Genomic DNA, 24,228 nt, shown 5'->3' with positions numbered 1-24,228 from the left:
CATCAGAGGGCCTGTTCCATCAGTTGTCCCCTAGCTTTTGCGCCCAGTTCAGTATGCCCAGAACAGCTGTTTCGGTCTGGGCAGGCGACATGATAGCGCCCGCAATCACATGGCTTTGCGGGTCGTCGGCACTGGTCATCACAGGATTCACCACTTCTACAGGTCCGCCCCATTGACCCGCCACTTGCGCCGTCAGGTCTGGGCGCACCACCTGGTCTGCCGTGGCAAACCAGAATAGGGCGGGCAAAGTGGATTCTCCGTGATCCATCGCCATACTCGCGTCGATCAGTGCCGCCATCGGCATCACCGCCACGCTGGGATATTCGGTTGTCCAATATGTGCCATGGGCCTCGTTGCGCGCCTCAAACGACCGCCTTTGTCCCGCCAGAGCCGGCAGCCAATAGCGCGCGGCGGGCCAGCTGAGCAGCCGCGCGACAGGATTTGCGATCCCAAAATTCGGGGAAATGAAAACAACGCCTGCCACGTCCTGCATCATCAGCGCGTTTTGCGCTGTGGCCGCCACAAGCGTGCCGCCCGTCGAGGTGGACAGGATCAGCACCTTTTCACCGGCAATGCGTGCCGCTGCCAACCCTTCGGCCAGATCGTTGACCCAGGCCTGCACCGATCCTTCGGCCATGGCGTCGCCACTGCGTCCATGTCCTCGCAAGCGGGTATAGATCAGGTTTGCGCCAAGTCCCTTGGCCACGCGATCCGGCACGGGGCGGATCTCTTCCGAGGTGGCCGAAAACCCGTGCACATAAAGGACCGCCCATTCGGTTCGTGCCCCCGGCGCTTCAGCCCAGATCACCCGTTTTTCGACACCGGGCGTGATATCGTCATACTGGGCCTCCACAGCCGCAAAATGCGCATCAAGGTCGGGCCCAACGGAAACGCCCATCGGGGTCAGCGTCGCATCTTCATAGGGACCAAGGAGCCATAGACCAAAGCCAAGCACCACCAGGATCAGCAACAGACGGCCCAGGAATTTTCCGACCATCCTCATTGCAAGGCCTCCAGAATATCGGTGATGGCGGCCTCGATCAGGCCCAGACAAGGACCATCTGAAAACCGGTGATCCGCATCCTTGACCAAAGTCAGGCGCATGTCGATGCAATCGGCATGATCCATTAGGCGCAGGGCAGTATCGGTGCTGACCGCCGTGTCCGCCGTTCCCTGGAGGCAGCGCACCGGAAAAGGTAACGGCAAAGGATCACGCAGCACCAGGTTGCTGCGCCCGTCCTCGATCAGGCGCTGGGTGATGATGTAGGGCTCCATATAATCCGAAGGCATCGCGATCTGACCGTCCCGCGCCAAAGTCGCCTTTTGATCCTCGGTAAAGGACGCCCAATAACCGTCCTCGGTAAAGTCTGGGGCCGCGGCCACCGTAACCAATCCCGCAACGCGATCCGGGTGCGCGCGCGCGAACAAAAGTGATTGCCAGCCCCCCATCGAACTGCCCACAACGATCAGCTTGCCGGTGGTCAGCGTCGCAAGGGCGGCTGCTGTATCCTCGGCCCAATCCCCGATACATCCCTCTTCGAACGTACCCGAGCTTTCGCCATGGCCGGAATAATCGAAACGGAGAAATGCACGCCCGTGCGCCTGGCACCAGGCCTCAAGATGCACCGCCTTGGTGCCCTCCATGTCGGACTTCAAACCACCCAGAAACACAACCGTCGGCCCCACCCCGGGCGTTGCGTGATAGGCCAATCGCCGCCCCTGTGGTGTCTCAAGATACTGTGCGGCACTCATCTGCTGTCCTCCCGGTTTTGGCGGATCATGCGCAGGGGCGGCGGCGCTGTCCATCCTGCCGCAGCGGCATTTTTAAGTGACCATATTGTCACGTGACTATAGAATCACATATAAGGCTCGCCATGGATGCTCTGTTCAAAGCCCTCTCCGACCCCGCGCGCCGCATATTGCTCGACAGTCTGCGCAGTACCGACGGGCAAACCCTGCAACAATTGCAGGGCCAACTCGACATGACCCGGTTCGGTGTGATGAAGCACCTAGGCGTGCTCGAAGAGGCAGGGCTGATCACCACCAAAAAGGTGGGGCGCTTCAAGCACCACTACCTCAACGCCCTGCCCTTGCAGGAAGCGATTGATCGCTGGATCGAGCCGTTGCTCGTCAAACCGGCGGCCCGAGCAGTTTTGGACCTCAAATCAAAACTCGAAGGACATGAAACCATGACAAAACCAGATTTCGTGATGCAAACCTATATCCGCTGCACCCAGGACGCCCTGTGGGCCGCCTTGACCGAAGCATCGGCTCATGCGGCCTACAACTTCATGTGCCAGGACGTGCGCCGCGATGGCGATACACTGCATTTCCAAACACCTGACGGCAATGAAATGCTGGTGTGCCGCGAGACGGCGCTTGATCCCAAAACCCGCATCGCCTCAACCTTTGAGCCGAAATGGGCCCCCGGCGTGCCGGTCTCCCAGATCGTGTATCTCATCGCGGTCGAGGGGCCATTTTGTGCACTGACGCTGGAGCATTACAACATCCCTCCCGCTGCCGCTGATGGGATTGCAGATGGATGGGCGCGCACGCTCTCTGGTCTCAAGACCTGGCTCGAAACCGGCGAGAGTGCCAAATTTCTCAGCCCGCAAGTACAGTGATCCTTTCATTGTTCCAAAATCATTCAAACGTTGTCCGGGCGCGTCGCCCCGGACCCATCCAGGACAGCCCTCATGACCATCGAATTCACATATCTTACACTGACCCTCATGCTCGCCGCCTCGCTTTGGATCCCCTACATCGTCGGGGTCAACACTCACCCACAGGATGGCGTGGACAGTTTCGAACGCCCTCCGGCCCTGATGGGATTCCCGCCTTGGGTGCACCGGGCACACCGTGCACATCTGAACCTTATCGAGACAGCCATGCCCTTTGCAGCGCTGTTGCTCATGGCCCATATCCTCGACGTCTCCACACCGGTCACGATCTGGGCGGCGGCCGCCTTTTTCTGGTTGCGGGTCATCCATGCGATCGGCATGATTTCCGGCATTGCGCGCTTTCCGGCGCGGCCGTTGATCTTTTTGCTGAGCTGGCTGTGCACGCTGGCCGTCGGCGTGCAGCTGCTGCTAAGCTCAGGCACAGGTTGACCAATAAGCATGGATTTGGCACAGACAGCGCCATGACACATGTTTCGCCCAAAGGTTATCCCGGCACCGCACAACGTTAGCGGACCTGTGTTCATTCCAATATCTGAACTCAATTGACCGCCCGAGCGCGGTCTTTTGTTTGTTGCGATGCCCGCGCGGCGCAGGAGCATCACAATGAAGATACGACCCCTAATCCCCGCCGACCTTAACGATATGCAACGGATGATTAACGGGCTCGCGGCCCATCATGGGGACGTGGCCCTGCCCCTCGGCCCAGAGATGCTGGAGAACCTTGTGAGCGTCACGCCGTGGTTCACCGTTCTGGTCGCTGAAGTCCCAGACGGCAAGGTAACAGGATACGCGGCCATGTTGCCGACAGGCCAATTGCAGTTTGGAAGGCTTGGGATCGATATCCATCACCTGTTTGTCGAACCAGAGGCGCGTGGGTCGGGCACAGGTCGGGCATTGATCCAAGCCTGCATCAGACATGCAAAAGCCCAGGGATGCACCTACGTCAGCGTCGGCACACATCCGGACAACAGGATAGTACATCGGTATTACGAAACACACGGGTTCGCGCGACGGACCGGACAGGGCCCGCGCTTTGGCATCAACCTTTAGCCGCTGACATAAGGCCCTTTGGCGGGGCGATAGAAGGTCTTTTGATTGTGCAGCCGCCCCAACAGATCATGGATCTGACGCACCTCGTCATCCTGGGACCGCGCTTTGACATCAGCTTGGGTTTTTGAAAGTTTTGAGGCGCGCAATGCATCCTCTATCAGATCCATATCCGACACAGACAATTCAAACTGCGTGTTGAACTTTGGCACTGTGATATCTCCGCTGAGCAAAAGTTTCCGATAGGCGTCAAAATACGTCTGGGGCCTCGATTGTCCACCCCAATATGTCGAATTCTGACCTCGAAATGACGCTTTTTCGGCATGCACTTGTATGCAGAGCGACGCAAGGCACAAGAGGTCACGGGCAGGCGGCACAAGCACAGCCAAATGGTTTGACATATCAGGGTTCAGCGCCTCTACTCGACCTATTGTAGAAACCAGATTTGTCCGCTTATGACCGATTTTCAAAGCCGCCCATCAGCGCCGCGCCAAAACCCGCCGGAAGAACCAAGCGAACCCAAAGGTCTGGCGCGATTGCAAGCCGCCATTTCGCGCGCATCAGGGCTGACCAAGAACCTCGCGGCGGCTGGTGCCATGGTTGTTTTCCTCGTTGTCGCGAGTTGGCTGGTCGCAGAACAGGTGATGCTGTGGTGGAAGACGGATCATACGCTGACCACGGCCAAGCGTGATTTTTTGTGCAACAAGCATGCCTATACCATCGCCCTGCCCGATCAGACTGCGCCCACGGCAAGCGAGGGTGAGAGTGAAGCAACCCGGGCCGTTGCAATCGCCCAGGCTTCGGCGCAGATGGCGCAGCTACGGCAGATCCAGGACAAGGTTCTGGAAATCTACAACTTGAAAGAACTGGCGCGCCAACACGCCATTCCTTTCGATACCGTTGGCCGTGTCCGACACTTCTTGCGATGTGGTCGTGTCACGGATGTGACTGCCACCACCGTCAAATTTACTTTGTCTGAAGGTGAGCGCAAACCATACTCGCAAGACCTGAAAGCCCTCTATGACTGGGAAAACGCGGGCTTCGAATTCGTGTCGAATGAGTTCTCGGACGTTGTGCCACCCATCATCCTGGGTGCGTGGCGTCAACGTTTGGATACCCTCAAAGGCGCGCTGTCCAAAATCGAAACAACTGTCGCCCCCGTCGCTACGGATGCGCAATTGGCCGCCGCCGACAAGGGAGCCGCGCCGCCAATCCCTCGAAAGCAGTTGGTGCTGGTCAAACCCGACGCCGAGGACATCGAAACAGCCTGGCTGCTGATCACCGCCTCTGACATCAATCAATCGGCCGCCCTCTCCGAAGTTAAGGATTTGCGTCAGGCGCTGACCGGCTCCTACAAGGCAGCACTTGGCGGCGAGGGCAGCACAACACTCGAATTTTCCCCGCGCACGGAAACCGCGGTGAAGGACTATGTGGCGATGTACAAGACCGGAAGGCGTATTCGGACGGTGGTGGCCTTCAAAGACCGCGAAAGCGCGAACATCGCCCGTCAGGTTCTGCAACAAGAAGGGCTGATCCGGCTTGATGCGTATACACGCAACGTCGCGGCTTGGTGTGCTGGCAAGCCCAAACAAGAAACAACGACTACGGACGGCCCGCCGCTCTACGACTGCTCCTAAGCAAACAGGCTTGACCGTTTGGGTCTTCCTCGTCACAAGACGCTCACACACACCTAGCAACCGGGCGTTCCGTGGGCGCCAAACTGACGAGGATGCCGATATGGCCCAAATCTCTCTTACCTTCCCCGATGGCAATGCGCGCGAATACGAGGCCGGGATTACCCCTGCTGCTGTGGCCGAGAGCATTTCCAAATCCCTGTCCAAAAAGGCGATCAGCGCGACCGTGGATGGTCAGCACTGGGACCTCGCCTGGCCCATCGAGGCTGATGCACAAATCGCCATTCACACCATGGCGGACGAAGACCAAGCCAACGAGTTGGTCCGGCACGATCTGGCCCACATCATGGCCCGCGCCGTTCAGGAGATTTGGCCCGATACTCAAGTCACCATCGGCCCTGTCATCAAGGACGGCTGGTACTACGACTTTGACCGCGCCGAACCCTTCACGCCCGAAGACCTCGGCGTGATCGAGAAAAAGATGAAAGAAATCATCAACAAGCGCGATCCCGTCCGCACCGAAGTGTGGGAGCGCGAAAAGGCGATCCAGTATTACAAGGAACGGGGTGAGCCCTATAAGGTCGAGCTGATCGACGCCATTCCCGGCGACGAGCCGTTGCGGATGTATTGGCACGGCGACTGGCAGGACCTGTGCCGTGGACCGCACTTGCAGCACACTGGCCAAGTGCCAGGGGATGCGTTCAAACTTATGTCCATCGCAGGTGCTTACTGGCGCGGCGACAGCAACCGCGCGATGCTGCAACGCATCTATGGCGTGGCCTTTACCGGCAAGGAAAAGCTGCGCGCCCATCTCAACATGCTCGAAGAGGCGGCCAAACGCGATCACCGCAAGCTGGGCCGCGAGATGAACCTGTTCCATATGCAGGAAGAGGCTCCGGGTCAGATATTCTGGCATCCTAACGGGTGGTCCGTTTATACCTCTTTGCAGGACTATGTGCGCCGCAAACAGCGCGCGGGCGGCTATCAAGAGATCAACACGCCCCAGGTCGTGGACCGCAAGCTTTGGGAGGCCTCAGGCCACTGGGACAAGTACCAGGAACACATGTTCATCGTTGAGGTGGAGGAAGAGCACGCCAAGGAAAAGGCGATTAACGCGCTGAAACCCATGAACTGCCCCTGCCACGTACAGGTGTTCAACCAAGGTCTGAAGTCCTACCGTGACCTGCCCCTGCGGCTGGCCGAGTTCGGATCTTGTGCCCGCTACGAACCCTCGGGCGCGCTGCATGGTATAATGCGGGTGCGCGGCTTTACCCAGGATGACGCACATATTTTCTGCACCGAGGACCAGATCGAGGCCGAGTGCGCGAAGTTCATCAACTTCCTGGCCGATATCTATGCGGACCTCGGGTTCGAGCAGTTCGAGATCAAGTTCGCCACCCGGCCTGAAAAACGGGTTGGGTCGGACGAATCCTGGGATCATGTCGAAGGTGCGCTTGAATCCGCGATCAAGGCAACCGGGCGTGATTTCACGCTGGAGCCCGGCGATGGCGCGTTCTACGGGCCCAAGCTGGACTTCTATCTGACCGACGCCATTGGTCGCGTTTGGCAGTGCGGCACCTTCCAGGTCGACCCAAACCTGCCCGAACGGCTGGGTGCCACTTACATCGCGCCCGACGGCTCGAAACAGCGACCCTATATGCTGCACCGCGCCTGCCTTGGCTCGTTCGAGCGGTTCATCGGCATCCTTATCGAGGAACATGCAGGCAAGCTGCCCTTCTGGCTGGCCCCGCGTCAGGTGGTCGTCGCCTCAATCACTTCTGAGGCGGATGACTATGTGGCTGAAGTGGTGCAGAGCCTGCAAGCCGTGGGCGTCCGCGCCGAGGCCGATACCCGCAACGAAAAGATCAACTACAAGGTCCGCGAACACTCGGTCGGCAAAGTGCCGGTGATCCTGGCCGTGGGTGCCCGCGAGGTCGAAGAGCGCACCGTCTCCGTGCGTCGTCTGGGCCAAAAGCAAACGCAAGTGGAGCCGCTGGACGCCGTGACCGCCGCTTTGCGGGTTGAAGCGACGCCGCCAGACCAGCGCTAAGTCCGGGCGATCAGCACGGGTTTTGCAACAATTGACCCGCCGGATTGCAACAATCTGGCGGGTTTCCCCTCAAATACCGCCGGTTCTCTGACATCTCATAACGGGGCTGTGACACACAGGCTCGTGAGTGGTAACCTGCCCGCGACATAGCCTATCTAAAGTTCACGAAGACAACGCAACCGATATCCAAAAGGGAAGTTTCAGATGTCGAAGACAATCAAAACAGTCGCACTGGTTGGTGCCGTCGCCGCCGCAATGACCGCACATGCCACCACATCGGCCGAAGCCGCGTCCAAAGAAAAATGCTTTGGCATCTCGCTGGCCGGCGAAAACGACTGCGCTGCGGGTGCAGGCACGACATGCGCCGGTACATCGACCGTCGATTATCAGGGCAACGCCTGGACACTGGTTGACGCAGGCACGTGCACCGAAATTGAACTGCCCGCGATGGCCGATGGCACACCACGTCAAGGTTCGCTCGAAGAGCAGAGCCGCGATCTGCCAGCGTAAGTCGCTGATTTGAATACTGCGTCGGGCAGCGCCTTGCCCGACGTACCAACCACCCCGGAGGACATGCAATGCTGGACGCGACGCGACACCCGCCCCGCCTGCCTGCCGCCCCGGGCGTCGGATATAAATCCCAACATTTCAGTGCGTTGCGCGCAGACCCAGGCCCCGTCAAATGGCTAGAAGTGCATGCAGAGAACTATATGGGCGATGGCGGTCGACCGCATGCGCAACTGCGCGCGCTGCGGGACGATTTTGCCATATCGGTCCACGGCGTTGGCCTGTCCATCGGGGGCGAAGGCGCACTGGATGCAGATCATTTGGCGCGGCTCAAGACTTTGGTTGACTGGCTGCAACCTGCCAGCTTTTCCGAACATCTGGCGTGGTCCACTCACGGGGCCGAGTTTCTCGATGATCTGCTGCCCCTGCCCTATACAAATGCGACGCTGACCCGCGTGGCGGAGCACATTGATCAAGTGCAAAACACCTTGGGCCGTCAAATGCTGCTGGAAAACCCGTCCAGCTATCTCGCCTTTGCCGAAAGCACTTGGTCCGAGACCGATTTCCTGAGCGAATTGGTGCGTCGCACGGGCTGTGGCCTGTTGCTGGACGTAAACAACGTATTCATCTCGGCCACCAATCTTGGCTATACCGCGACCGGATATCTGGACGCCTATCCAACCGATGCCGTTGGTGAAATCCATGTGGGTGGCCATGACGAAGATCAGGACGATGACGGTGCCCTGCTATTGATTGACAGCCACGGGCGCGCCGTGGCCGACCCTGTCTGGACCCTGTTAGATTACGCCTTGCACCTTACTGGCCCGACGCCGCTTTTGGTTGAATGGGACAATGATGTGCCCGATTGGCCCAGCTTGCGCGATGAGGCAGGGCGAGCCGAGCAAGCCTTGGCCGCGCTGGCCGACCGCTAGATCAGATGCACAGTGGCCAATCCGAATTTCGCACGGCATTGCTGGACCCGGCGCAACCCGTGCCAAACGGCCTGACCATCGGGCAAGGCAAACCGATCACCAAGCGTTTTGCCGTCTACCGCAACAATGTGACAGTGGCATTGGTCGATGCGCTCAAGGCCAGTTTTCCGGTGCTGCGCAAATTGCTGGGCGATAAGAATTTTGATCAGCTTGCCCCGACTTTTGCGCGCGCGCACCCACCGAGCACACCCCTGATGATGCACTACGGAGCTGAAATGCCTGCCTTTTTGGCGGCCTTTCAACCGTTGCAGCATATCGGATACCTCGCAGACGTGGCCCGGTTGGAGGTCGCAATGCGCGCCTCTTATCACGCAGCCGATACCACACCGCTTCCCGCTGATGCCTTTGGCGCTGTGCAACCCGAGGCACTGCTGGCCGCGACGCTCACGTTTGCCCCCACGATGCACCTGATCCGCTCGGATTGGCCGCTTTATGACATCTGGCGGTTCAACATGGAAGAAAGCGCGCCAAAGCCGCGTGCCGAAGCACAATCCGTGCTGATCACACGGCCCGAGTTCGACCCAATCCCGCACCCGCTGGACCCCGCAGAAACCGCGTGGATCAGTGCGATCCTGAATGGCGACGCCATCGAGGCGGCACAAGACGCAGCCGTCGCCCGCGCACCCGATTTTGACCTTTCGCCTCTGCTGACATTGCTGGTGCAGCAGGGCGCATTGACCCACCTCAACACCCCAAAGGACTGACTTATGACTGCCCTGTCTCGCTTGCACGCCGCCGTTTTTGACCCGCTGGAGCGGGTTGATTGGATATTGCCAACGCTGGCCCGTTTCCTCTTTGCCTCCGTTCTGGCCGCTTATTTCTGGGTCTCTGGCCTGACCAAACTCGGCGATGGGTTTTCCGGGCTCTGGACGCCGTCGCTGGGTGCCTATGCTCAGATTTTCCCAAAAGCGATGGAGGCCGTGGGCTATGACGTCGAGGCGCTTTCGGTCTTTCATTGGGCGGTTGTAACGCTGGGCACCTGGGCCGAGTTCATCCTGCCTGCTCTGATCATCATCGGGCTGCTGACCCGCTTGTCGGCCCTTGGCATGATCGGTTTTATCGTGGTCCAGTCGCTGACCGACCTTTATGGGCACAACAAATGGGACGACGCGCTGGTATTGGGCGGCTGGTTTGATGCGCCGTCAGGCAGCCTGATCATGGACCAGCGGTCACTCTGGATATTTTTGCTTTTGGTTCTGGTGGTTAAGGGTGCCGGACCGCTGTCTTTTGACCGGGCGCTACGCCGCGCCTAGGGCGGCTTGGACGTCTTTCGTCCAGCCCAGATAAAGCTGATCGCCATCGACGATCAGCGGGCGTTTCATCAAAGTCGGGTGATCGGCCAGGAGTTGGGCGGCGTCTGCCGCCCGCTCTGCCGCGTCCAGCCCCCGCCATGTGGTCGAGCGGGTGTTGACCAGGGCCGCGCCAAAAGCCGCATGGGCGCGCGCCATCACGTCCGCAGGCACCCCTTGAGCACGAACATCAACAAAGGTGGCATCCGGCAACGCCTTGATCGCCTTGCGGCAGGTGTCGCATGTTTTTAAACCGTATATTTCCATGGCCTTACCTCACATTTGCGTTGAATTAAGCATCACTTAGGCCGGAATGCACCCCAAATCCCTTGAATTTTGGCCCTCAGAGGCAATCTCTGAAGGAGTGGTTAAGGAATTGCGCAGCGCGCAGAGCCTCATCCGCCACCATGCTTCGCTTGCGGGGCAAGACGACAAGGCAAAAGGAGGCACGGACATGCCAACTGGCACCGTGAAGTGGTTCAACACCACAAAAGGCTACGGATTCATTGCGCCCGATGACGGCGGCAAGGACGTATTTGTTCACATCTCAGCGGTGGAGCGGTCAGGACTGAGCGGGCTTGCAGACAACCAGAAGGTTGGGTTCGAGCTGCTTGAAGGACGCGACGGCCGCCAAATGGCTGGCGACCTCAAACCCTTGTAAACGCTGCAAGATCAGGCGCGGCACGGGTGTTGGCGCGCCGCGGATCAGGTCAGTCGTAGGTGCAGCCCTTGGTGCCCACAGGGCAGCTGGAGCTGGAGCGGCGCACGTAGTGCACGCGCTTTTTGGCGACGGGGTGCGCCAGGGCCTGTTGATAGGTCATGGACTGGTTTGGCCTGCCGCAGCAGATCACGCCTGACATCGACACCGGCTGCAGGCCGGCGGGGCAATAGTTGTGTTTGCTGTGCACCGGATAAATCTTGGGCGTGTCTGCCATGGCCGAAACGGCCCCCATCAGCGTCATCGCGGCTGATGCCATCAGAACCTGTGTAAACCGCATATCTTCCCTCGTTTTGTGAACTCACCACGAAATCTATGGGCACACCCTGCCTCTGAGGCGCTGATAAGTCCAGATTTTTTGCCCACTCACACCAACGCACGCATGATTTACCTAAAATTTTCCTGATTGTGTCTAGGCTGAGGACAATTCAGACGGATCGGAGGATGTCATGACAGAAATTTTGCGTGTGCTTGTGCTCTATTACGCCTGCGACATCGCGGCGGCAGAACGGCATTTGACGCCCCCGGAATGGGAAACCTGCATGGGGTATTACGCCGAAGTCAAACGCCACTTTGCAGACGGTGAGACAGGGCCGCAGAGCCACCGTTTGGGGTACCTGGAGTTTAAGGAATGGGAAGATGAGAACCCCGTTCTGGTCACACAATTGCGGGAACGGAGCCAGCGGTTTGTCCGGTGATTGGGGTCACCGAACGCTGTGTTAACCGGTGGATTTGGGCGGCTGGGCCTTGGGGTTTGGCTGGCGATTTGGGGAGAAATGTACAGTTTGGGCAGGGGAATGTGCGTTTTCGGAGCCGTGGATTTGGAGCGATTCGAGAGGACTTTTGAGAAAGCTACATTTTTGGGGGAGTTCTGTACGTTTTGGTGTTTACCGTGCGGAACACGCAAAACTAAAGGTTAATTCAGTGCGCAATTTTGAGACAACCTGATTTTAGTGAGCTGACAACGTGATCTATGCCCTACTTTTTAGTTGGCTTACCGTTGTCGTTCATTTGACCGCGTGTCGTTGGTTTAGCCGAAGAAGGTGGCTTCGGAGCCGGAGCGGGTGGCTTCTTGCTTCCAGACACAGTCAAACTTACCATCGATTTGGCTTACTTGCCGTTGTCATCTTGCTTTTCGACTTCGCGATACGTCGGCTTAGACGACGAAGGCGGCGGCGGGGTAGGTTTCTTCTCATCGCTCATTGTACAGCAACCCTTATTATATCGACAGCATAACCCATGCCGGGATTTGTGCAAACGCAAAAATTGATGAAAGGAATATGTAGGTTTTTATTCTGCTAATGACACCTTCGTTTTCATCGAAGAATCTGTCTGCTTCTGTAGCAAGCAAAGCGTACAACTGTGCTTCAGCGGATCGGTAGCCATCTTCCGGGTAATTTTCGTAGTATTCGGAAAAATGCAGCGCTGTCTTTGGATCCAGATCAAAGCGCACAGTTCGCCAGTCCACAATCGCCAAAATCGCAAACAAGATAGACAAGGAAAACGTCGACAACACCAACCATTCATGTACCGAAATGTTTAGGAACTGGTGTTTTGCTTCCCCAGTAAACATGTTTGCAGCTGAAATTGTCGCGAAAGCAGTAGCTACCAATCCAGATATCGCAGCACAGAATGACGCTTGAGCACGGAAAGCTTTTAGGTCTTCCTTTTGTGCACGCAACTGACCGTAGCTGGCCTCATAAGCTGTTTTTTCAATTTCCATTTCATTTACGCTGATCACGGGAATGCAAACAAAGCACTACTGTCAAAATCGAAAACGGCATGCCAAAGCAATGGCGCTCACCCAATCACCCCCATAAACTCCCGCCATTCCCCTTTGGACATGCCGGAGTTTTCCTGCGTGACCTCTTCACCCTTTAGCATTCGGGCGATGCACGCAAGGGCTGTGGCGGAAAGCGTGGCGCCACCGAGCCGGTAATCCTCGAACGCCCCGTAGGCGGCGGGCACCCAGTCTTTGACCATTTCGCAGATCGCGTCGGCGTAGACCCTGATCTCATATTGCGCGTGGGCATCGGCGCGCAGGCGCAGGAAATGGAAGAGGTTGTGGAGGTCCACTTTCCAATACCATTGGGTATAGACATTGGCGGGCAGGTTCATCCGGGCCAATTCGCGGGCCAGCCCCTGTTGGTCGTCTTGTGAAATCATTTCCTGGTAATGATCATACGCACGGGTACTGTCGGATTTGAGGATTTCGAGGACGCGGGCGGCCTCGGCCCCTTCCAGCACATCGCCCCGTCCCTGGTTGTTGACCACCGATTGTGCGTTCAGGGCATCCGGCTCGGGGATATAAAACTCGCGATCCAGGATCGAATAGCGGGCGGAGTATTCGTTGACGTTGGCCGTTCGGTGCCGGATCCACTGGCGCGCCACGAAGACGGGCAGTTTCACGTGCAGCTTGATCTCGCACATCTCGAACGGGGTCGAATGCCAGTGGCGCATGAGATAGCGGATCAGCCCTTCGTCGTTTTGCACCGACTTGGTGCCCTTGCCATAAGACACGCGCGCCGCCTGGCAGATCGCGCTGTCATCGCCCATATAGTCGATGACCCGGACAAAGCCGTGATCGAGCACGGGGCGGGCGTGGTACAAATGCGCCTCCATCCCCGGCACGGTCGCCCGCAGCGTGGGCTGGGGCGTGGCGCGCAGGGCGTCGATTTCGGCAAGCTGGTCGGGGCTGAGCGGCATGGGGCGCGTCCTTATCCACAGAATCTGTCAGGCCTATACCTTATCTGGTGGAGGCCGCCCTGAGAACCGCAATATAGAGGTCGTTTTTTGGCAACGCCCCGCAGCCGCTCGCGCGTCCAACGTGCAGGAATTCGTTGACTTTTTAGCGATTGGGGCAGACTCTGGACCGCAATGAGGCAGATATAATAAACCGCAAAAGGTTTTTCAGGCATGAAACGAACGGCAGCAGTGTGCGCGCTGGCCCTTGGGGTCGCGGCGTGCGGAGACGGTAACCCCTTTACAGATGGCGGCGACACGACGACGGGCGGCGGTACAGCAACGAGCGATGTGCCCGCCAACATCCTGGGCGATCTGGAACGCATCAGCTTTAACGCGTCGGACAACACCTTGACCGTGACGGGCCTGACCCAGGATGGTGTGCCGCTGGTCAACAGCTATACTGCTGTCAGCAACACCTTTGCGCCCGGTTACACCACCTTTACCGGCCAGAACGATCCGCTGGGTCGCCATGCCACCGCCTTTGTCGCCAGTCGCGATGGCGTGCAGGCGGGCGTTGTCATGACGGGCGGGCAGTTCAACAAGTTCTTTGGCGGGACATTCTTTGAGCGCACAGGCACCTATACCGCGCCCACGGCGCCCGAGGGCCGCTTTGACGTGACATATTATGGCAACTATGCCGCTGGTTTGAATGGCGTGGGGCCGGTTACTGATCTGTTGCCCATCACCCAGCCTATTGATCCGGATGTGAACACCCCGACCCAGACCGCCTATATCACCGGGCTGATGTTTGTGAACGTGGACCTGAACGACATGTCGGTCGAGGGCGAGATTTATGACCGGACGGCCGTGTTCGGCGCGGGCTTTGGCGATCTGGCCGACCTCGTTCTGGTGGACGGGACGTTGACGGGCGATGGCACCTTTACCGGCAACATCGAAGTGGACGCGACCGATCCCAACCCCGATGCACCCGATGATCCCGTGGGCGTCGACATTGGCGATTTTGCCGGTGTGATCGGCGGCACGGATGGATCGGCCATGGCGGGCGGCACCTTTATCGAAGATTTCTCGGACGCCCTGGGCGACGAGATCGAGTACGGCGTCTTTGTCCTGGACCTGTGTGTGGCGGGCAATACTGACCCGATCTGCGTCAACGCAGTCCAACCCTGAGCATCATGATCCGGGCGGCTCTTGCGGTGGCCGTGGCCCTTTGGGCGACGGCGGCTGTGCCACAAACCCAAGATCAGCCTGAACGCGCCTCCATCTCGCTCGATCAGGCGCGGGTTTTGGCGCGCCAGGCCCTGCATGCGGGCGACTTTGAGCTGGCCCGCCAGATTGCCATGGGTCTGGTTCAGGCGGACGAAACGGATGCCTATGCCTACGGCATTCTGGCCGCCGCCCATTCGCGCATGAACAACCCGAAACTGGCCCGCGCCGCGGTGCGCTTGTCCTATCGCCATGGTGACAGCCCTGGTGCCAAGTTCGGTGCGGCCCGCACCGCAGCCAGCATCGCCTACCAGCAAGAGCGCCCCACCCTGTCGCAAGCCTGGCTGCGCATCGCCGCCGCCCATGCCGACACTGACAAGCAAAAGAACCTGCTCGCCTCGGATTATCGGAACGTGCGTGCCGCCAACCCGCTGAGCTTTAACCTGACCGTGTCGGTGGCCCCGTCGGACAATGTGAACAACGGCACTGACAACGTGCTTGAGGTGATCAACGGCACCTATACCCAAGGTCTTTTTGGCGGCGCGACACGTGCACTGTCTGGTGTGGTGGGCGTGGTCGATGCGCGGCTGCGCTACCGTCTGGCCCGCGACAAGACTTCGCAAACCAACGCCACTGCGCGCATCTATACGCGCCAGATTGATCTGTCTGCCTCGGCCAAGGCGGCGGCCCCCTTTGTCAGCAACAGCGACTTTGCCTCGACCTTTGCCGAAGCGGGGCTGGAGCATCAGTTCGCTGCGGGCAAAGAGGGAAATTCCGTCACGCTGAGCGGGGCGGTCGGGGCAAGTTGGTCGGGCGGCAGTCGGTCCTATGACTTTGGCAAATTGTCGGTGCGCCGCGGCATTCGCCTGTCGCCAGCGGACCGTTTGTCTTTCTCCGGCACAGCCGAGAAAAGGTTTTCGACACGCTCTTCGCTGCGCGACGTGGATGTGTTTACGCTTGGCACACATTACAGCCACCGCCGCGACAACGGTGACAGGGTGAACCTCGGGCTGACTGTGCAGGACGTCAGCGGCGCCTTTACCAATGCCGATTACCGAACGGCCAGTGTCAGGGCGAGCTATGCCTTTGGCAAGCAGGTCGGGCCGGTCAAGATCACCACCGGGGTGACCTTTGGCTATACCGATTACGACACCTATGTGCTGGTCAGCCCGGTTGCGGGCGGACGCGAGGATCAGTCGCTTTATGGCGATGTGTCGTTCTTTTTCGCCGACTACGATTTTGCGGGCTTTGCCCCCACGGTGCAGGTGCGCACGGGGCGTCGGTCGTCAAATGTGAACCGCTTCGAGATCGGCGAGACCACCATCTCGCTCGGCATCCAGTCAAAGTTCTGAGAGCGGCGCTGGCCCCTGCCGGTGGACATGCTAGGTTAGCCATCAGACAGACTTAGCAAGGAGCGCCGGATGGCCCTGACTTACCTGCACACGATGGTTCGCGTGAAAGACCTCGATGCCTCGATTGCCTTTTACAAGCTGTTGGGCCTCGAAGAGACCCGCCGCTATGACAACGAAAAGGGCCGTTTCACCCTGTTGTTCATGGCCCCGCCTGATCAACCCGAATGTCCGGTCGAGCTGACCTATAATTGGGACGGCGATGAGGGCCTGCCCAGCGACAGCCGCCATTTTGGCCACCTCGCCTACCGCGTCGACAACATCTATGAGATGTGTCAGCACCTGATGGACAATGGCGTGACCATCAATCGCCCGCCGCGCGATGGGCATATGGCCTTTGTCCGCTCGCCCGACAACATCTCGATCGAGTTGCTTCAGGCGGGCGATAACCTGCCCCCGGCAGAGCCTTGGGCCAGCATGGAAAACACCGGCTCTTGGTAAGGTTTGCCGCCACATGTGCGCTGTTTTGCGCCGCCTCTCCGGCGGCGGCGTGTCGCTTGGCACTGTTGTTGGCGCTCGACGTATCCTCTTCGGTCGATGCGACAGAAGACCAGTTGCAGCGGGGCGGGCTGGTGTCTGCCCTGACGGCCCCCGAGGTACAGGCCGCGTTCTTTGCCTCGGACGATCCCGTGGCCCTTGCCGTTTACGAGTGGTCGGGGCGCTATAATCAGGAGGTTGTTCTGGATTGGCTGTTGATTGACAGCCCCGCCGCCCTGTTGCGGGCGGCCGAAACGGTGGCGGCCAGCGAGCGATCCCATAATGAGTTTCCTACCGCGATGGGCTATGCTCTGGGTTATGGTGCTGAGATGTTGGGCCGTGCGCCGCAATGCCTCTACAAGACCATTGATATGGCGGGCGATGGTCAGAACAACGAGGGCTTTGGCCCGTTATTGGCCTATCGCGAGTTTCCCTTTCGCGACGTGACCGTGAATGGGTTGGTGGTGAATGCGGCAGAGTTCGCTTCAGAGACCCAGTTGATTTCATTTTACCAGAACGAAGTGTTGTGGGGCCCGGGTGCCTTTATGGAGGTGGCCCAAGGGTTTGAGGACTATGAGCGGGCGATGCGTCGCAAGCTGGAGCGGGAACTGACCCCGCCGGTGATTGGTGCCCTGCCCCGCGCGGGTCGGGCCGGATGATCTGGCGGCGCGCAGCCTGTGCGGCTGTGTTGGCCCTTTGGGCGGGTGGCGCGGTGGCGGAATGTCGGCAGGCACTGGCCCTGGGGTTGGACGTGTCGGGGTCAGTGGATCAGCTGGAATACCGGTTGCAGATTGATGGGTTGGCCGCGGCCTTGGGCGCGCCGTCGGTGCGTCAGGCCTTGACCGTCATGCCGGGAACACCGGTGGATCTGTTGGTGTATGAGTGGAGCGGGCCGGAAGATCCGGCGGTGATCCTGCCCTGGACCACGATCGCGGATGAGGCCATTTTGAATGGCGTCATCGCCCACCTGCAAACGACCGAGCGGCGCCAGACCACGCCGGGCACGGCGCTGGGGTTGGCGATGCGTGTCGGCGTTGGATTTTTGGCGCAGCGGTCTTATTGCTGGAAACGGACCCTGGATATATCGGGGGACGGCAAGTCGAACCTGGGCCCCCGCCCGCAGGACGTGAAGGCAGAACTCGCAGGCACTGATGTGACCATCAACGCGCTGGTGATCGGGGCGGATGCGCCATCCTTCGGCGATTTACGCCAGATGGATGTGGCAGAGCTGTCCAGTTATTATCGTCACAACGTGATTGTCGGCGAGGACAGTTTTGTGCAAACCGCGCTGGGGTTTGAGGAATATGCCCAATCCATGGCGCGAAAATTGGAGCGGGAGTTGGAAACCCTGATCTTTTCCGAAGACATCACGCAGCCAGGAGTGCCGCCCGTAGCACGCTAAACACCTGTTTTTCCGGCTCAGTAGATATAGCGGATCTGATCCGTCCAGTAGCGTTCCATCCGTTTGAGTGACCCGGTGATGTCGGTGATCCCCTCGGGGCCCAGCACGCCCTTGGATTGCAGCCCTTCGGCGTGACGTTCAAAAAGATCGGCCACCACGTCGCGCACCTTGCGCCCGTCTTCGGTCAGGCGGACCCGCACGGAGCGGCGGTCAATTTCGCAGCGCTGGTGGTGCATATACCCCATTTCGACCAGCTTTTTCAGATTGTAGCTGACGTTTGAGCCCTGGTAATAGCCACGGCTTTTCAATTCGCCTGCCGTCACCTCGTTGTTGCCGATGTTGAACAAGAGCAGCGCCTGCACCGCGTTGATTTCGAGCACGCCGACGCGTTCGAATTCGTCCTTGATCACGTCGAGCAGCAGCCGGTGCAATCGTTCGACCAGCGACAAGGCTTCGAGGTAGCCCACCATAAAGCTGTGGTCCGTATTGCCCTTGGCCGCACCAGGAAGCTGGCGGATGGGGTCCTGAATGCTCATCTACGCTCTCCGACTCATTTGATGCTCAGAAAATGAGCCAGATTCGGAAATATATGGTTAAGCGCCGCCAGACCCCGACGCCGCACCTTGCAGCGCCTGGGAAATCTTTGAAATCATGTCAGAAAATCGATCCGGTGCCGGTTCTTGCCCGGTGACCCAGCGATAGAGGTCCTGGTCATTCTCGCTGAGCAGCGCGTCATAGGTGTCCAAATCGGGCGTATCCATGTGCGCCAGATTGTCCGCCGCATAGGCCGTCAGAATCAAATCCATCTCTTTGATCCCGCGCCGCATGGACCGCATATGCAACCGCTTCAGACGGTGTTCATAAAGCTCTTCAGCCATCGGAACTCTCTTGCAATGCAGTGCGCAGGCGTTTTTCCAACCGCCCCACCTGTTCGGCCCGGCGCAGCAAGTCGGTGCGCAGGTCGCGCATTTCGGTGAGCAGATCGCGCATGTTGTCGGACATGGGGGCCGCTTCGAACGGGGCCTCGACGCCCTCGCCTTCGCCGTTCATCAGCCACATCATCGAAACATTCAGCAGCCCCGCCATGATCGACAGGCGGTTGGCGCGCGGCTCGCTCAGGTCTTCTTCCCACGATTTCAATGTCGCCAGACGCACGCCCAGACGTTTGGCCAGTTGTTTCTGGGTCATGCCCGCCTGTTCGCGTGCCCCTGCCACCCGATCACCAAATGTCGATGCCTCGGGGCTGTACCAATCGTGGGTGTCGTCCATTGAAGTCACCTTTTCACTGTTGTTTTGGCAGGTTCGGGCGCTTGATTGCGCGTGGGACCCCGCCTATGAGGGTTCAGGTATCCAATCTAGCGCCCAGAGGCCATCATGACATTCCTTTCCGCGACACTCGACCGCGTCAAACCGTCCCCGACCGTGGCCTTGACCGGACAGGTCGCCGCCCTCAAGGCGCAAGGCAAGGACATTATCGGCCTTGGTGCGGGCGAGCCTGACTTTGACACGCCGCAAAACATCAAGGATGCGGGCGTCGTCGCCATTGCCATGGGCCGCACGAAATACACAGCCGTGGACGGCATACCGGAGCTGAAGCAGGCCATCGTCGCCAAGTTCAAGCGCGACAACGGCCTGGAATACACCACGGACGAGGTCACCGTGGGCACGGGCGGCAAGCAGGTTCTCTATAACGCGCTGATGGCCACACTGAACCCCGGCGACGAGGTGGTCATTCCCGCGCCCTACTGGGTGAGTTACCCCGACATGGTTCTGATGGCCGGCGGCACACCCGTCACCATCACCTGCGGCATTGAAAGCGCTTTCAAGATGACGCCGGAACAGCTTGAGGCCGCGATCACGCCCAAGACCAAGTGGCTGATCTTCAACTCGCCCTCAAACCCGACAGGTGCCGGCTATACCCGGGCGGAGTTGCAGGCCCTGACGGACGTGTTGATGCGTCACCCGCAGGTTTGGGTCATGACCGACGATATGTACGAGCATCTGGCCTATGACGGGTTCGAGTTCTGCACCCCCGCCGAGGTGGAACCGGGCCTGAAGGATCGGACCCTGACCGTGAACGGGGTCAGCAAGGCCTATGCCATGACCGGCTGGCGCATCGGCTACGCCGCCGGTCCCGCGCATCTGATCAAGGCGATCCGCAAGGTGCAGTCACAATCGACCTCGAACCCCTGTTCGATCAGCCAATGGGCCGCTGTTGAGGCTCTGGATGGCCCGCAGGATTTCATCGCACCGCACAATGAGATGTTCGTGCGTCGGCGCAATCTGGTGGTCAAGGCGCTGAACGCCATCGACGGGATCGAATGCCCGGTGCCCGAGGGGGCGTTTTATGTTTATCCGTCCATCGCAGGGCTGATTGGCAAAACCTCTGCTGCGGGTACAGTGATCGCAGATGACGCAACTTTTGCCACGGCTCTGCTGGAGGAGACCGGCGTGGCCGTTGTTTTCGGGGCCGCCTTTGGGGTATCGCCAAACTTTCGCGTCAGCTACGCTACGTCGGACGAGGCGTTGACAGAAGCCTGCGCACGGATCACGACGTTCTGTGCGGGTTTGACGTAGCGAGGGAAGCGCGAAGATCATGGGTGCGGAACTGCCAGAATACTATTTCCGTGTGCGCGAAAACGGGGCGACCGTGTTTCGCGTCGACACCCAGAACCGTCAGCGGCGGATCGAGATGGACCAGATCGCGACCGTCAACATTCGAAATGGCGAGATCAAGCCGAATGGCGATCGGGTGCTGTCAGAGGACGATCTGGCACGGATCAAGGAATGGATGGCAGAGCGGACCGAGCTGCTGTCCTACCGCGATATCGACGACATTCACCGCGCAGTAGACTACCTGAACCTGACGACCCATTGGGCGCAATCGCGTGCCACCGAGGATCAGCTTGAGGATGTAACCGATGCTTTGCTTTTGGCGATGCATGACCTGCGGTCGGTTCTGGTCCGCAAAAAAGCGGATCGGTTGATGAAAGGTCAGGCGGCCGAGTAACGGCGTCAGGCTGTCGGTGTCACCTCTGGCGTCGCGCCCATGCGCAAGGCAGGCACGGACACGGCCCAGAACCGCCACATCAGTGCGACCCCGGCAAAGCCCAGCCCGACGACGAGGCCCAGCCACACACCAACGCCGTCCCAGCCCAACACAAAACCAAGCACGTATGAGCAGGGCAGCCCGATCACCCAGTAGGACACCGCCGCCAGCACCATCGGCACCCGCGTGTCCTGCACCCCGCGCAAAAGCCCCAGTGCCACCACCTGCGCCCCATCCATCAGTTGGAACAGTGCCGCCATGGCCACCAGCACCACGCCGATGGTCATGATCTCGTCCCGGGCGGGTTCATCGCTTTTCATGAAGACGCTGATCAGCGGCTCTGGCATGGCGACAAAGACCACGATTGTGGCCAGCGCTGTCAGCAGGCTCATAACGATGACAGTCTGCGCGCCCTTGATCATATGCGGCAAGTCCCCTCGCCCATAAGCGTTGCCCGCCCGGATCGTGGCCACATTGGACAGCCCCAGATGGATCATGAAGGTGATCGAGGCCAGTTGCAGCGCGATCCCGTGCGCGGCCAGCGGGATCGTCCCCAACCAGCCCATCATGATGGCCGTGGCCGCAAAAAGCCCCGCCTCGCTGAGTGTCGTCAGCCCGATGGGCCAGCCCAGCCGGAACACCCGCCCGAGCATGTCGAAATCGGGTCGCCAGAGCCGGTTGAGAATGCCGTGTTCGGGCAGCGCGATCAGCGCATAGGCCACAACGCCGATGAGCATGACAAACTGTGTAACGATCGAAGCCCAGGCCGCCCCAGCGATCCCCATCTCGGACGCGCCCCAATTGCCAAAGATAAACGCATAATTGGCCAACCCGTTGGCCACGGCCCCCACAACCGTCATCCAGAACACGATCTGGGTGCGTTCGAGGGCGGCGAGATAGCTTTTGAATGTCATGACCACCAGTGCCGGGAAAATCCCCCAGCCCGCGATAGCGAGATAGGTGGCCCCGTCGCGGGCCACCTGGTCGGTTTGCCCCAAGCCCAGCAGCAAAGGTTCGGACCAGATCATCAGCGGCATGGCGAGGGCCGCAAAACCCATGCTGAGCCATAGCCCCATGCGCGTAGCACGCCGCAAGCTGACCTCATCGTCCTCGGCCTGGTAAGACGCCACCATGGGCATTACCGCCCAGGCAAAACCCGAACCCACAAGGAAAAGCACAAAGAAATAAGAGCCTGCAACGGTTTGCGCGGCCAATTCGTCGACGCCGTACCACCCCAGCATGACCGTGTCGGTCACCCCAATGGCCACCTGCCCCAGATGCCCGCCGATCAGCGGCAGGCCAAGGACCATGATAGCGCGCATATGCGCGGGATATGACAGCAAACGGGTGGACATGAGACAGGCTTACGCCTGCTTTGCCAACTTGAAAAGCCCTCGCGTGTGGCGGGCGTCAGGATGCCACCCTTGGCCATGCATACGGTTGCGAATGCTTGAGATGCTCGCGCAGGGGTTGTGGCTCTCAATTCAGAGGAAGGGAAGCACCAGAGCGATTGCGATCAATGCAATCAGCCCGCCTGCCACGACTTCGATCAGCGCCATGGCCCGCAACGCCCCGCTGCCGGACCAGCCCGCCAGCGCCGTGCGCCGTGTGCCCACAGCGGCCAAAGCCACCAGCACCGTGACACTTGCCGTGCCCAGCCCCATGACCAGCGCCCCCGCTATTCCGGCCAGCGGAATGCCAAGCCCAAAGCACAGGATCAGCAGGAAAACCGCCCCCGTACAGGGCCGTATGGCGATGGAGGCAATGATGGCCGCTGCGTCCCGCCAGGAGTTTACGTTTTCGGCCTGTTCCACGCTGGGGCCGTGGGCGTGGCCGCAGCTGTGACAGTGCCCGTCAGCGTCGATATCGTGATCATGGGCGTGTTTTGGCACCGTGAGCGCACGCCGCACACCCCGCACGACCAGCCACAGCCCCACCAGGGCGATGGCGGCGTAGCTGGCCGGGGCCAGTACCTGTTCCGCCGTCTCTGTCATCTCGGCCCGGCCCCAGCCCAACAGCAGGGCGCCCACGCCGACCAGAACGATCGCGGCCAGCGCTTGGGCCAAGGACGCAGCGACAGCCATCCACGACAGCCGCCAGGCAGTGACCCGTGCCGCGGCGCCATATCCGCCGATCACCAACTTGCCATGGCCCGGCCCCGCCGCATGGAAAAACCCGTAAGCGGCACAGACGCCCATCAGCGCGAACCACGCCCTCGGCTCGTCCGCGCGCACGGCCCGCAGGCCTGCGGCCAGCGCATTTTGTGCCTCACGCTGTTCGGCGGCGGCCCAGCGCGAAATGTCTCCGATCCCGCCCATGCCAAAGAGCCAGACCAGCAGCACAATCGCGACGCTCAGAACTCCGATTTTCAGGAGGCGCATGTCAGGCGCACCGTATCCGCAAAAGCTTCGCCAACCTCGGGATAGTCCTGTTCGGCATCGGATGAGGGGGTGGCATAAAGCAGCTCTTCGACCAGGGTATAGGCCGCGTCCAGATCCGCAGGCAGGATGGCGGCCTCGCAGAAGGCACCTGTGTCCACCGGACCCACGAGGCTGTAAGCGGTGTAGAATGTGGGGTCAAAGGCCTTGATCACGAGACCGTCCGCAGGCCCGCTCGCTGCGCGAAAATGGGTTGTGGTGATCAATCCGTTTTCAACCGTGGTGCCGCGCCCCTCGGGGGGGCCAAGGGCTACGGGCACGCCATCCCGCGTTACGTAAGTGTCGCCTTGATACCCTTCGATCCACTGCCGGTCGAAGCCGTCCAGAAGGATCGTCTCACCCTGCACCAGACGTCCGTCCCCGTCGCGGTCGAGGCCCATATCAGCCAGCAGCAACATGGAATAGAAATCATCATAGGTCCACTTGACCTCGATCCCTTCAAATATGCCTGCTTCGTTGATTTGCAGGCGCAGTTGCGTGTCCACAAAGACATGCGGGTGCGCCGATGCGGCGGCCGGCAAAAGGGCAAGGATCGCAATGCTGCGGAGGAACGAGCGGAACATGCACGCAGATGTAGTCGCGACCACCCAAAGGCTCAAGCCCTGCCGCGATGTGCATTCGGCGGG

31 protein-coding genes are annotated in these 24,228 nt (G+C 59.7%); 18 read left to right on the top strand and 13 right to left on the bottom strand.

Annotated elements, in window-relative coordinates:
• Positions 1 to 19: 19 nt before the first annotated feature.
• Complete coding sequence (locus Q1A44_RS09450) at positions 20 to 1,003, bottom strand: alpha/beta fold hydrolase (protein WP_299623500.1); 984 nt, start codon at positions 1,001 to 1,003, stop codon at positions 20 to 22.
• The gene (locus Q1A44_RS09445) at positions 1,000 to 1,752 is read right to left on the bottom strand and encodes an alpha/beta hydrolase (RefSeq protein WP_299623497.1); all 753 of its coding nucleotides are present in this window, start codon (positions 1,750 to 1,752) and stop codon (positions 1,000 to 1,002) included. The genes Q1A44_RS09450 and Q1A44_RS09445 overlap by 4 nt, the downstream gene beginning before the upstream one ends.
• A gap of 122 nt (positions 1,753 to 1,874) precedes the next feature.
• On the opposite strand from Q1A44_RS09445, the gene Q1A44_RS09440 reads away from it, so the two are divergent.
• The 3 genes from Q1A44_RS09440 (at position 1,875) to Q1A44_RS09430 (ending at position 3,731) form a co-directional block, all read left to right on the top strand.
• Entirely contained in the window at positions 1,875 to 2,624 is a 750-nt protein-coding gene (locus tag Q1A44_RS09440) for a helix-turn-helix domain-containing protein (protein WP_299623494.1), read from the top strand.
• 72 nt (positions 2,625 to 2,696) lie between these two features.
• The gene (locus Q1A44_RS09435; protein ID WP_299623491.1) at positions 2,697 to 3,110 is read left to right on the top strand and encodes an MAPEG family protein; all 414 of its coding nucleotides are present in this window, start codon (positions 2,697 to 2,699) and stop codon (positions 3,108 to 3,110) included.
• A gap of 174 nt (positions 3,111 to 3,284) precedes the next feature.
• Complete coding sequence (locus tag Q1A44_RS09430) at positions 3,285 to 3,731, top strand: GNAT family N-acetyltransferase (protein ID WP_299623488.1); 447 nt, start codon at positions 3,285 to 3,287, stop codon at positions 3,729 to 3,731.
• Here Q1A44_RS09430 and Q1A44_RS09425 read toward each other — a convergent pair.
• Positions 3,728 to 3,940: a hypothetical protein gene (locus tag Q1A44_RS09425; protein WP_299623485.1), complete on the bottom strand. Its 213-nt coding sequence runs from the start codon at positions 3,938 to 3,940 to the stop codon at positions 3,728 to 3,730. The two genes, Q1A44_RS09430 and Q1A44_RS09425, sit on opposite strands and share 4 nt — an antisense overlap.
• A 243-nt stretch (positions 3,941 to 4,183) precedes the next feature.
• Between Q1A44_RS09425 and Q1A44_RS09420 the strand changes: the two genes are divergently transcribed.
• The 6 genes from Q1A44_RS09420 to Q1A44_RS09395 all read left to right on the top strand — a co-directional run bounded on the left by Q1A44_RS09420 (position 4,184) and on the right by Q1A44_RS09395 (position 10,164).
• On the top strand, positions 4,184 to 5,365 hold the full coding sequence (locus Q1A44_RS09420; RefSeq protein WP_299623482.1) for a hypothetical protein: 1,182 nt from the start codon (positions 4,184 to 4,186) through the stop codon (positions 5,363 to 5,365).
• Positions 5,366 to 5,465: 100 nt separating this feature from the next.
• Complete coding sequence (gene thrS / locus Q1A44_RS09415; protein ID WP_299623478.1) at positions 5,466 to 7,412, top strand: threonine--tRNA ligase; 1,947 nt, start codon at positions 5,466 to 5,468, stop codon at positions 7,410 to 7,412.
• Positions 7,413 to 7,616: 204 nt separating this feature from the next.
• Positions 7,617 to 7,922, top strand: coding sequence for a DUF2282 domain-containing protein (locus Q1A44_RS09410; RefSeq protein WP_299623473.1), 306 nt, complete (start codon positions 7,617 to 7,619; stop codon positions 7,920 to 7,922).
• Positions 7,923 to 7,990: 68 nt separating this feature from the next.
• Positions 7,991 to 8,851, top strand: coding sequence for a DUF692 domain-containing protein (locus tag Q1A44_RS09405; protein WP_299623470.1), 861 nt, complete (start codon positions 7,991 to 7,993; stop codon positions 8,849 to 8,851).
• 5 nt (positions 8,852 to 8,856) lie between these two features.
• Positions 8,857 to 9,615, top strand: a complete 759-nt coding sequence (locus tag Q1A44_RS09400) for a DNA-binding domain-containing protein (RefSeq protein WP_299623467.1) — start codon at positions 8,857 to 8,859, stop codon at positions 9,613 to 9,615.
• Between the two features lie 3 nt (positions 9,616 to 9,618).
• Positions 9,619 to 10,164: a DoxX family protein gene (locus Q1A44_RS09395; RefSeq protein WP_299623463.1), complete on the top strand. Its 546-nt coding sequence runs from the start codon at positions 9,619 to 9,621 to the stop codon at positions 10,162 to 10,164.
• Here Q1A44_RS09395 and Q1A44_RS09390 read toward each other — a convergent pair.
• The gene (locus Q1A44_RS09390; RefSeq protein WP_299623460.1) at positions 10,150 to 10,467 is read right to left on the bottom strand and encodes an ArsC/Spx/MgsR family protein; all 318 of its coding nucleotides are present in this window, start codon (positions 10,465 to 10,467) and stop codon (positions 10,150 to 10,152) included. The two genes, Q1A44_RS09395 and Q1A44_RS09390, sit on opposite strands and share 15 nt — an antisense overlap.
• A 187-nt stretch (positions 10,468 to 10,654) precedes the next feature.
• Between Q1A44_RS09390 and Q1A44_RS09385 the strand changes: the two genes are divergently transcribed.
• Positions 10,655 to 10,861 carry a cold-shock protein gene (locus Q1A44_RS09385; protein WP_299623458.1) on the top strand — a complete coding sequence of 69 codons (207 nt, stop codon included), beginning with the start codon at positions 10,655 to 10,657 and terminating at the stop codon, positions 10,859 to 10,861.
• Positions 10,862 to 10,910: 49 nt separating this feature from the next.
• Here Q1A44_RS09385 and Q1A44_RS09380 read toward each other — a convergent pair whose 3' ends face one another.
• On the bottom strand, positions 10,911 to 11,198 hold the full coding sequence (locus Q1A44_RS09380) for a hypothetical protein (RefSeq protein WP_299623455.1): 288 nt from the start codon (positions 11,196 to 11,198) through the stop codon (positions 10,911 to 10,913).
• A 169-nt stretch (positions 11,199 to 11,367) separates the two neighbouring features.
• Between Q1A44_RS09380 and Q1A44_RS09375 the strand changes: the two genes are divergently transcribed.
• Entirely contained in the window at positions 11,368 to 11,616 is a 249-nt protein-coding gene (locus tag Q1A44_RS09375; RefSeq protein ID WP_299623452.1) for a hypothetical protein, read from the top strand.
• A 521-nt stretch (positions 11,617 to 12,137) separates the two neighbouring features.
• Here Q1A44_RS09375 and Q1A44_RS09370 read toward each other — a convergent pair.
• Positions 12,138 to 12,659 (bottom strand): hypothetical protein, encoded by a 522-nt coding sequence (locus Q1A44_RS09370; protein WP_299623449.1) that lies wholly within the window; start codon positions 12,657 to 12,659, stop codon positions 12,138 to 12,140.
• A gap of 59 nt (positions 12,660 to 12,718) precedes the next feature.
• The gene (gene thyX / locus Q1A44_RS09365; RefSeq protein ID WP_299623446.1) at positions 12,719 to 13,624 is read right to left on the bottom strand and encodes an FAD-dependent thymidylate synthase; all 906 of its coding nucleotides are present in this window, start codon (positions 13,622 to 13,624) and stop codon (positions 12,719 to 12,721) included.
• A 210-nt stretch (positions 13,625 to 13,834) separates the two neighbouring features.
• Between thyX and Q1A44_RS09360 the strand changes: the two genes are divergently transcribed.
• From Q1A44_RS09360 to Q1A44_RS09340, 5 genes are all read left to right on the top strand, one after another.
• Positions 13,835 to 14,791, top strand: a complete 957-nt coding sequence (locus Q1A44_RS09360; protein WP_299623442.1) for a thymidylate synthase — start codon at positions 13,835 to 13,837, stop codon at positions 14,789 to 14,791.
• Between the two features lie 5 nt (positions 14,792 to 14,796).
• Positions 14,797 to 16,179 carry a hypothetical protein gene (locus tag Q1A44_RS09355; protein WP_299623438.1) on the top strand — a complete coding sequence of 461 codons (1,383 nt, stop codon included), beginning with the start codon at positions 14,797 to 14,799 and terminating at the stop codon, positions 16,177 to 16,179.
• Positions 16,180 to 16,248: 69 nt separating this feature from the next.
• A complete protein-coding gene (locus tag Q1A44_RS09350; RefSeq protein ID WP_299623435.1) occupies positions 16,249 to 16,677 on the top strand; it encodes a VOC family protein in 429 nt (142 codons plus the stop codon).
• A 56-nt stretch (positions 16,678 to 16,733) separates the two neighbouring features.
• On the top strand, positions 16,734 to 17,372 hold the full coding sequence (locus Q1A44_RS09345) for a DUF1194 domain-containing protein (protein WP_366942598.1): 639 nt from the start codon (positions 16,734 to 16,736) through the stop codon (positions 17,370 to 17,372).
• Positions 17,369 to 18,115, top strand: a complete 747-nt coding sequence (locus Q1A44_RS09340) for a DUF1194 domain-containing protein (protein WP_299623428.1) — start codon at positions 17,369 to 17,371, stop codon at positions 18,113 to 18,115. Before Q1A44_RS09345 ends, Q1A44_RS09340 begins: the two co-directional genes overlap by 4 nt.
• 17 nt (positions 18,116 to 18,132) lie before the next feature.
• Here Q1A44_RS09340 and Q1A44_RS09335 read toward each other — a convergent pair whose 3' ends face one another.
• Genes Q1A44_RS09335 through Q1A44_RS09325 form a run of 3 tightly spaced genes read right to left on the bottom strand, consistent with a single transcriptional unit; the run spans position 18,133 to position 19,384 of the window.
• A complete protein-coding gene (locus tag Q1A44_RS09335; protein WP_299623424.1) occupies positions 18,133 to 18,651 on the bottom strand; it encodes a winged helix DNA-binding protein in 519 nt (172 codons plus the stop codon).
• Positions 18,652 to 18,708: 57 nt separating this feature from the next.
• A complete protein-coding gene (locus Q1A44_RS09330) occupies positions 18,709 to 18,993 on the bottom strand; it encodes a succinate dehydrogenase assembly factor 2 (protein WP_299623420.1) in 285 nt (94 codons plus the stop codon).
• Complete coding sequence (locus tag Q1A44_RS09325) at positions 18,986 to 19,384, bottom strand: helix-turn-helix domain-containing protein (protein WP_299623417.1); 399 nt, start codon at positions 19,382 to 19,384, stop codon at positions 18,986 to 18,988. Before Q1A44_RS09325 ends, Q1A44_RS09330 begins: the two co-directional genes overlap by 8 nt.
• A gap of 105 nt (positions 19,385 to 19,489) precedes the next feature.
• Here Q1A44_RS09325 and Q1A44_RS09320 point away from each other — a divergent pair, with 105 nt between their 5' ends.
• Both Q1A44_RS09320 and Q1A44_RS09315 read left to right on the top strand, forming a co-directional pair.
• Positions 19,490 to 20,692 (top strand): pyridoxal phosphate-dependent aminotransferase, encoded by a 1,203-nt coding sequence (locus tag Q1A44_RS09320; RefSeq protein WP_299623414.1) that lies wholly within the window; start codon positions 19,490 to 19,492, stop codon positions 20,690 to 20,692.
• A 19-nt stretch (positions 20,693 to 20,711) separates the two neighbouring features.
• Positions 20,712 to 21,125 (top strand): hypothetical protein, encoded by a 414-nt coding sequence (locus Q1A44_RS09315; protein WP_299623410.1) that lies wholly within the window; start codon positions 20,712 to 20,714, stop codon positions 21,123 to 21,125.
• A 5-nt stretch (positions 21,126 to 21,130) separates the two neighbouring features.
• On the opposite strand, the gene Q1A44_RS09310 is transcribed toward Q1A44_RS09315, so the two are convergent.
• The 3 genes from Q1A44_RS09310 to Q1A44_RS09300 form a co-directional block, all read right to left on the bottom strand.
• Positions 21,131 to 22,519, bottom strand: a complete 1,389-nt coding sequence (locus tag Q1A44_RS09310) for an MATE family efflux transporter (RefSeq protein ID WP_299623407.1) — start codon at positions 22,517 to 22,519, stop codon at positions 21,131 to 21,133.
• Positions 22,520 to 22,648: 129 nt separating this feature from the next.
• Complete coding sequence (locus Q1A44_RS09305; RefSeq protein ID WP_299623404.1) at positions 22,649 to 23,545, bottom strand: hypothetical protein; 897 nt, start codon at positions 23,543 to 23,545, stop codon at positions 22,649 to 22,651.
• Positions 23,533 to 24,165 (bottom strand): DUF1007 family protein, encoded by a 633-nt coding sequence (locus Q1A44_RS09300; protein WP_299623400.1) that lies wholly within the window; start codon positions 24,163 to 24,165, stop codon positions 23,533 to 23,535. The genes Q1A44_RS09305 and Q1A44_RS09300 overlap by 13 nt, the downstream gene beginning before the upstream one ends.
• Positions 24,166 to 24,228 lie beyond the last annotated feature (63 nt).

The organism is uncultured Tateyamaria sp. (assembly GCF_947503705.1).
Lineage (GTDB): Bacteria > Pseudomonadota > Alphaproteobacteria > Rhodobacterales > Rhodobacteraceae > Tateyamaria.
Note: the sequence above shows the minus strand (reverse complement) of the source record. Positions and strands in the feature narration are given on the sequence as shown.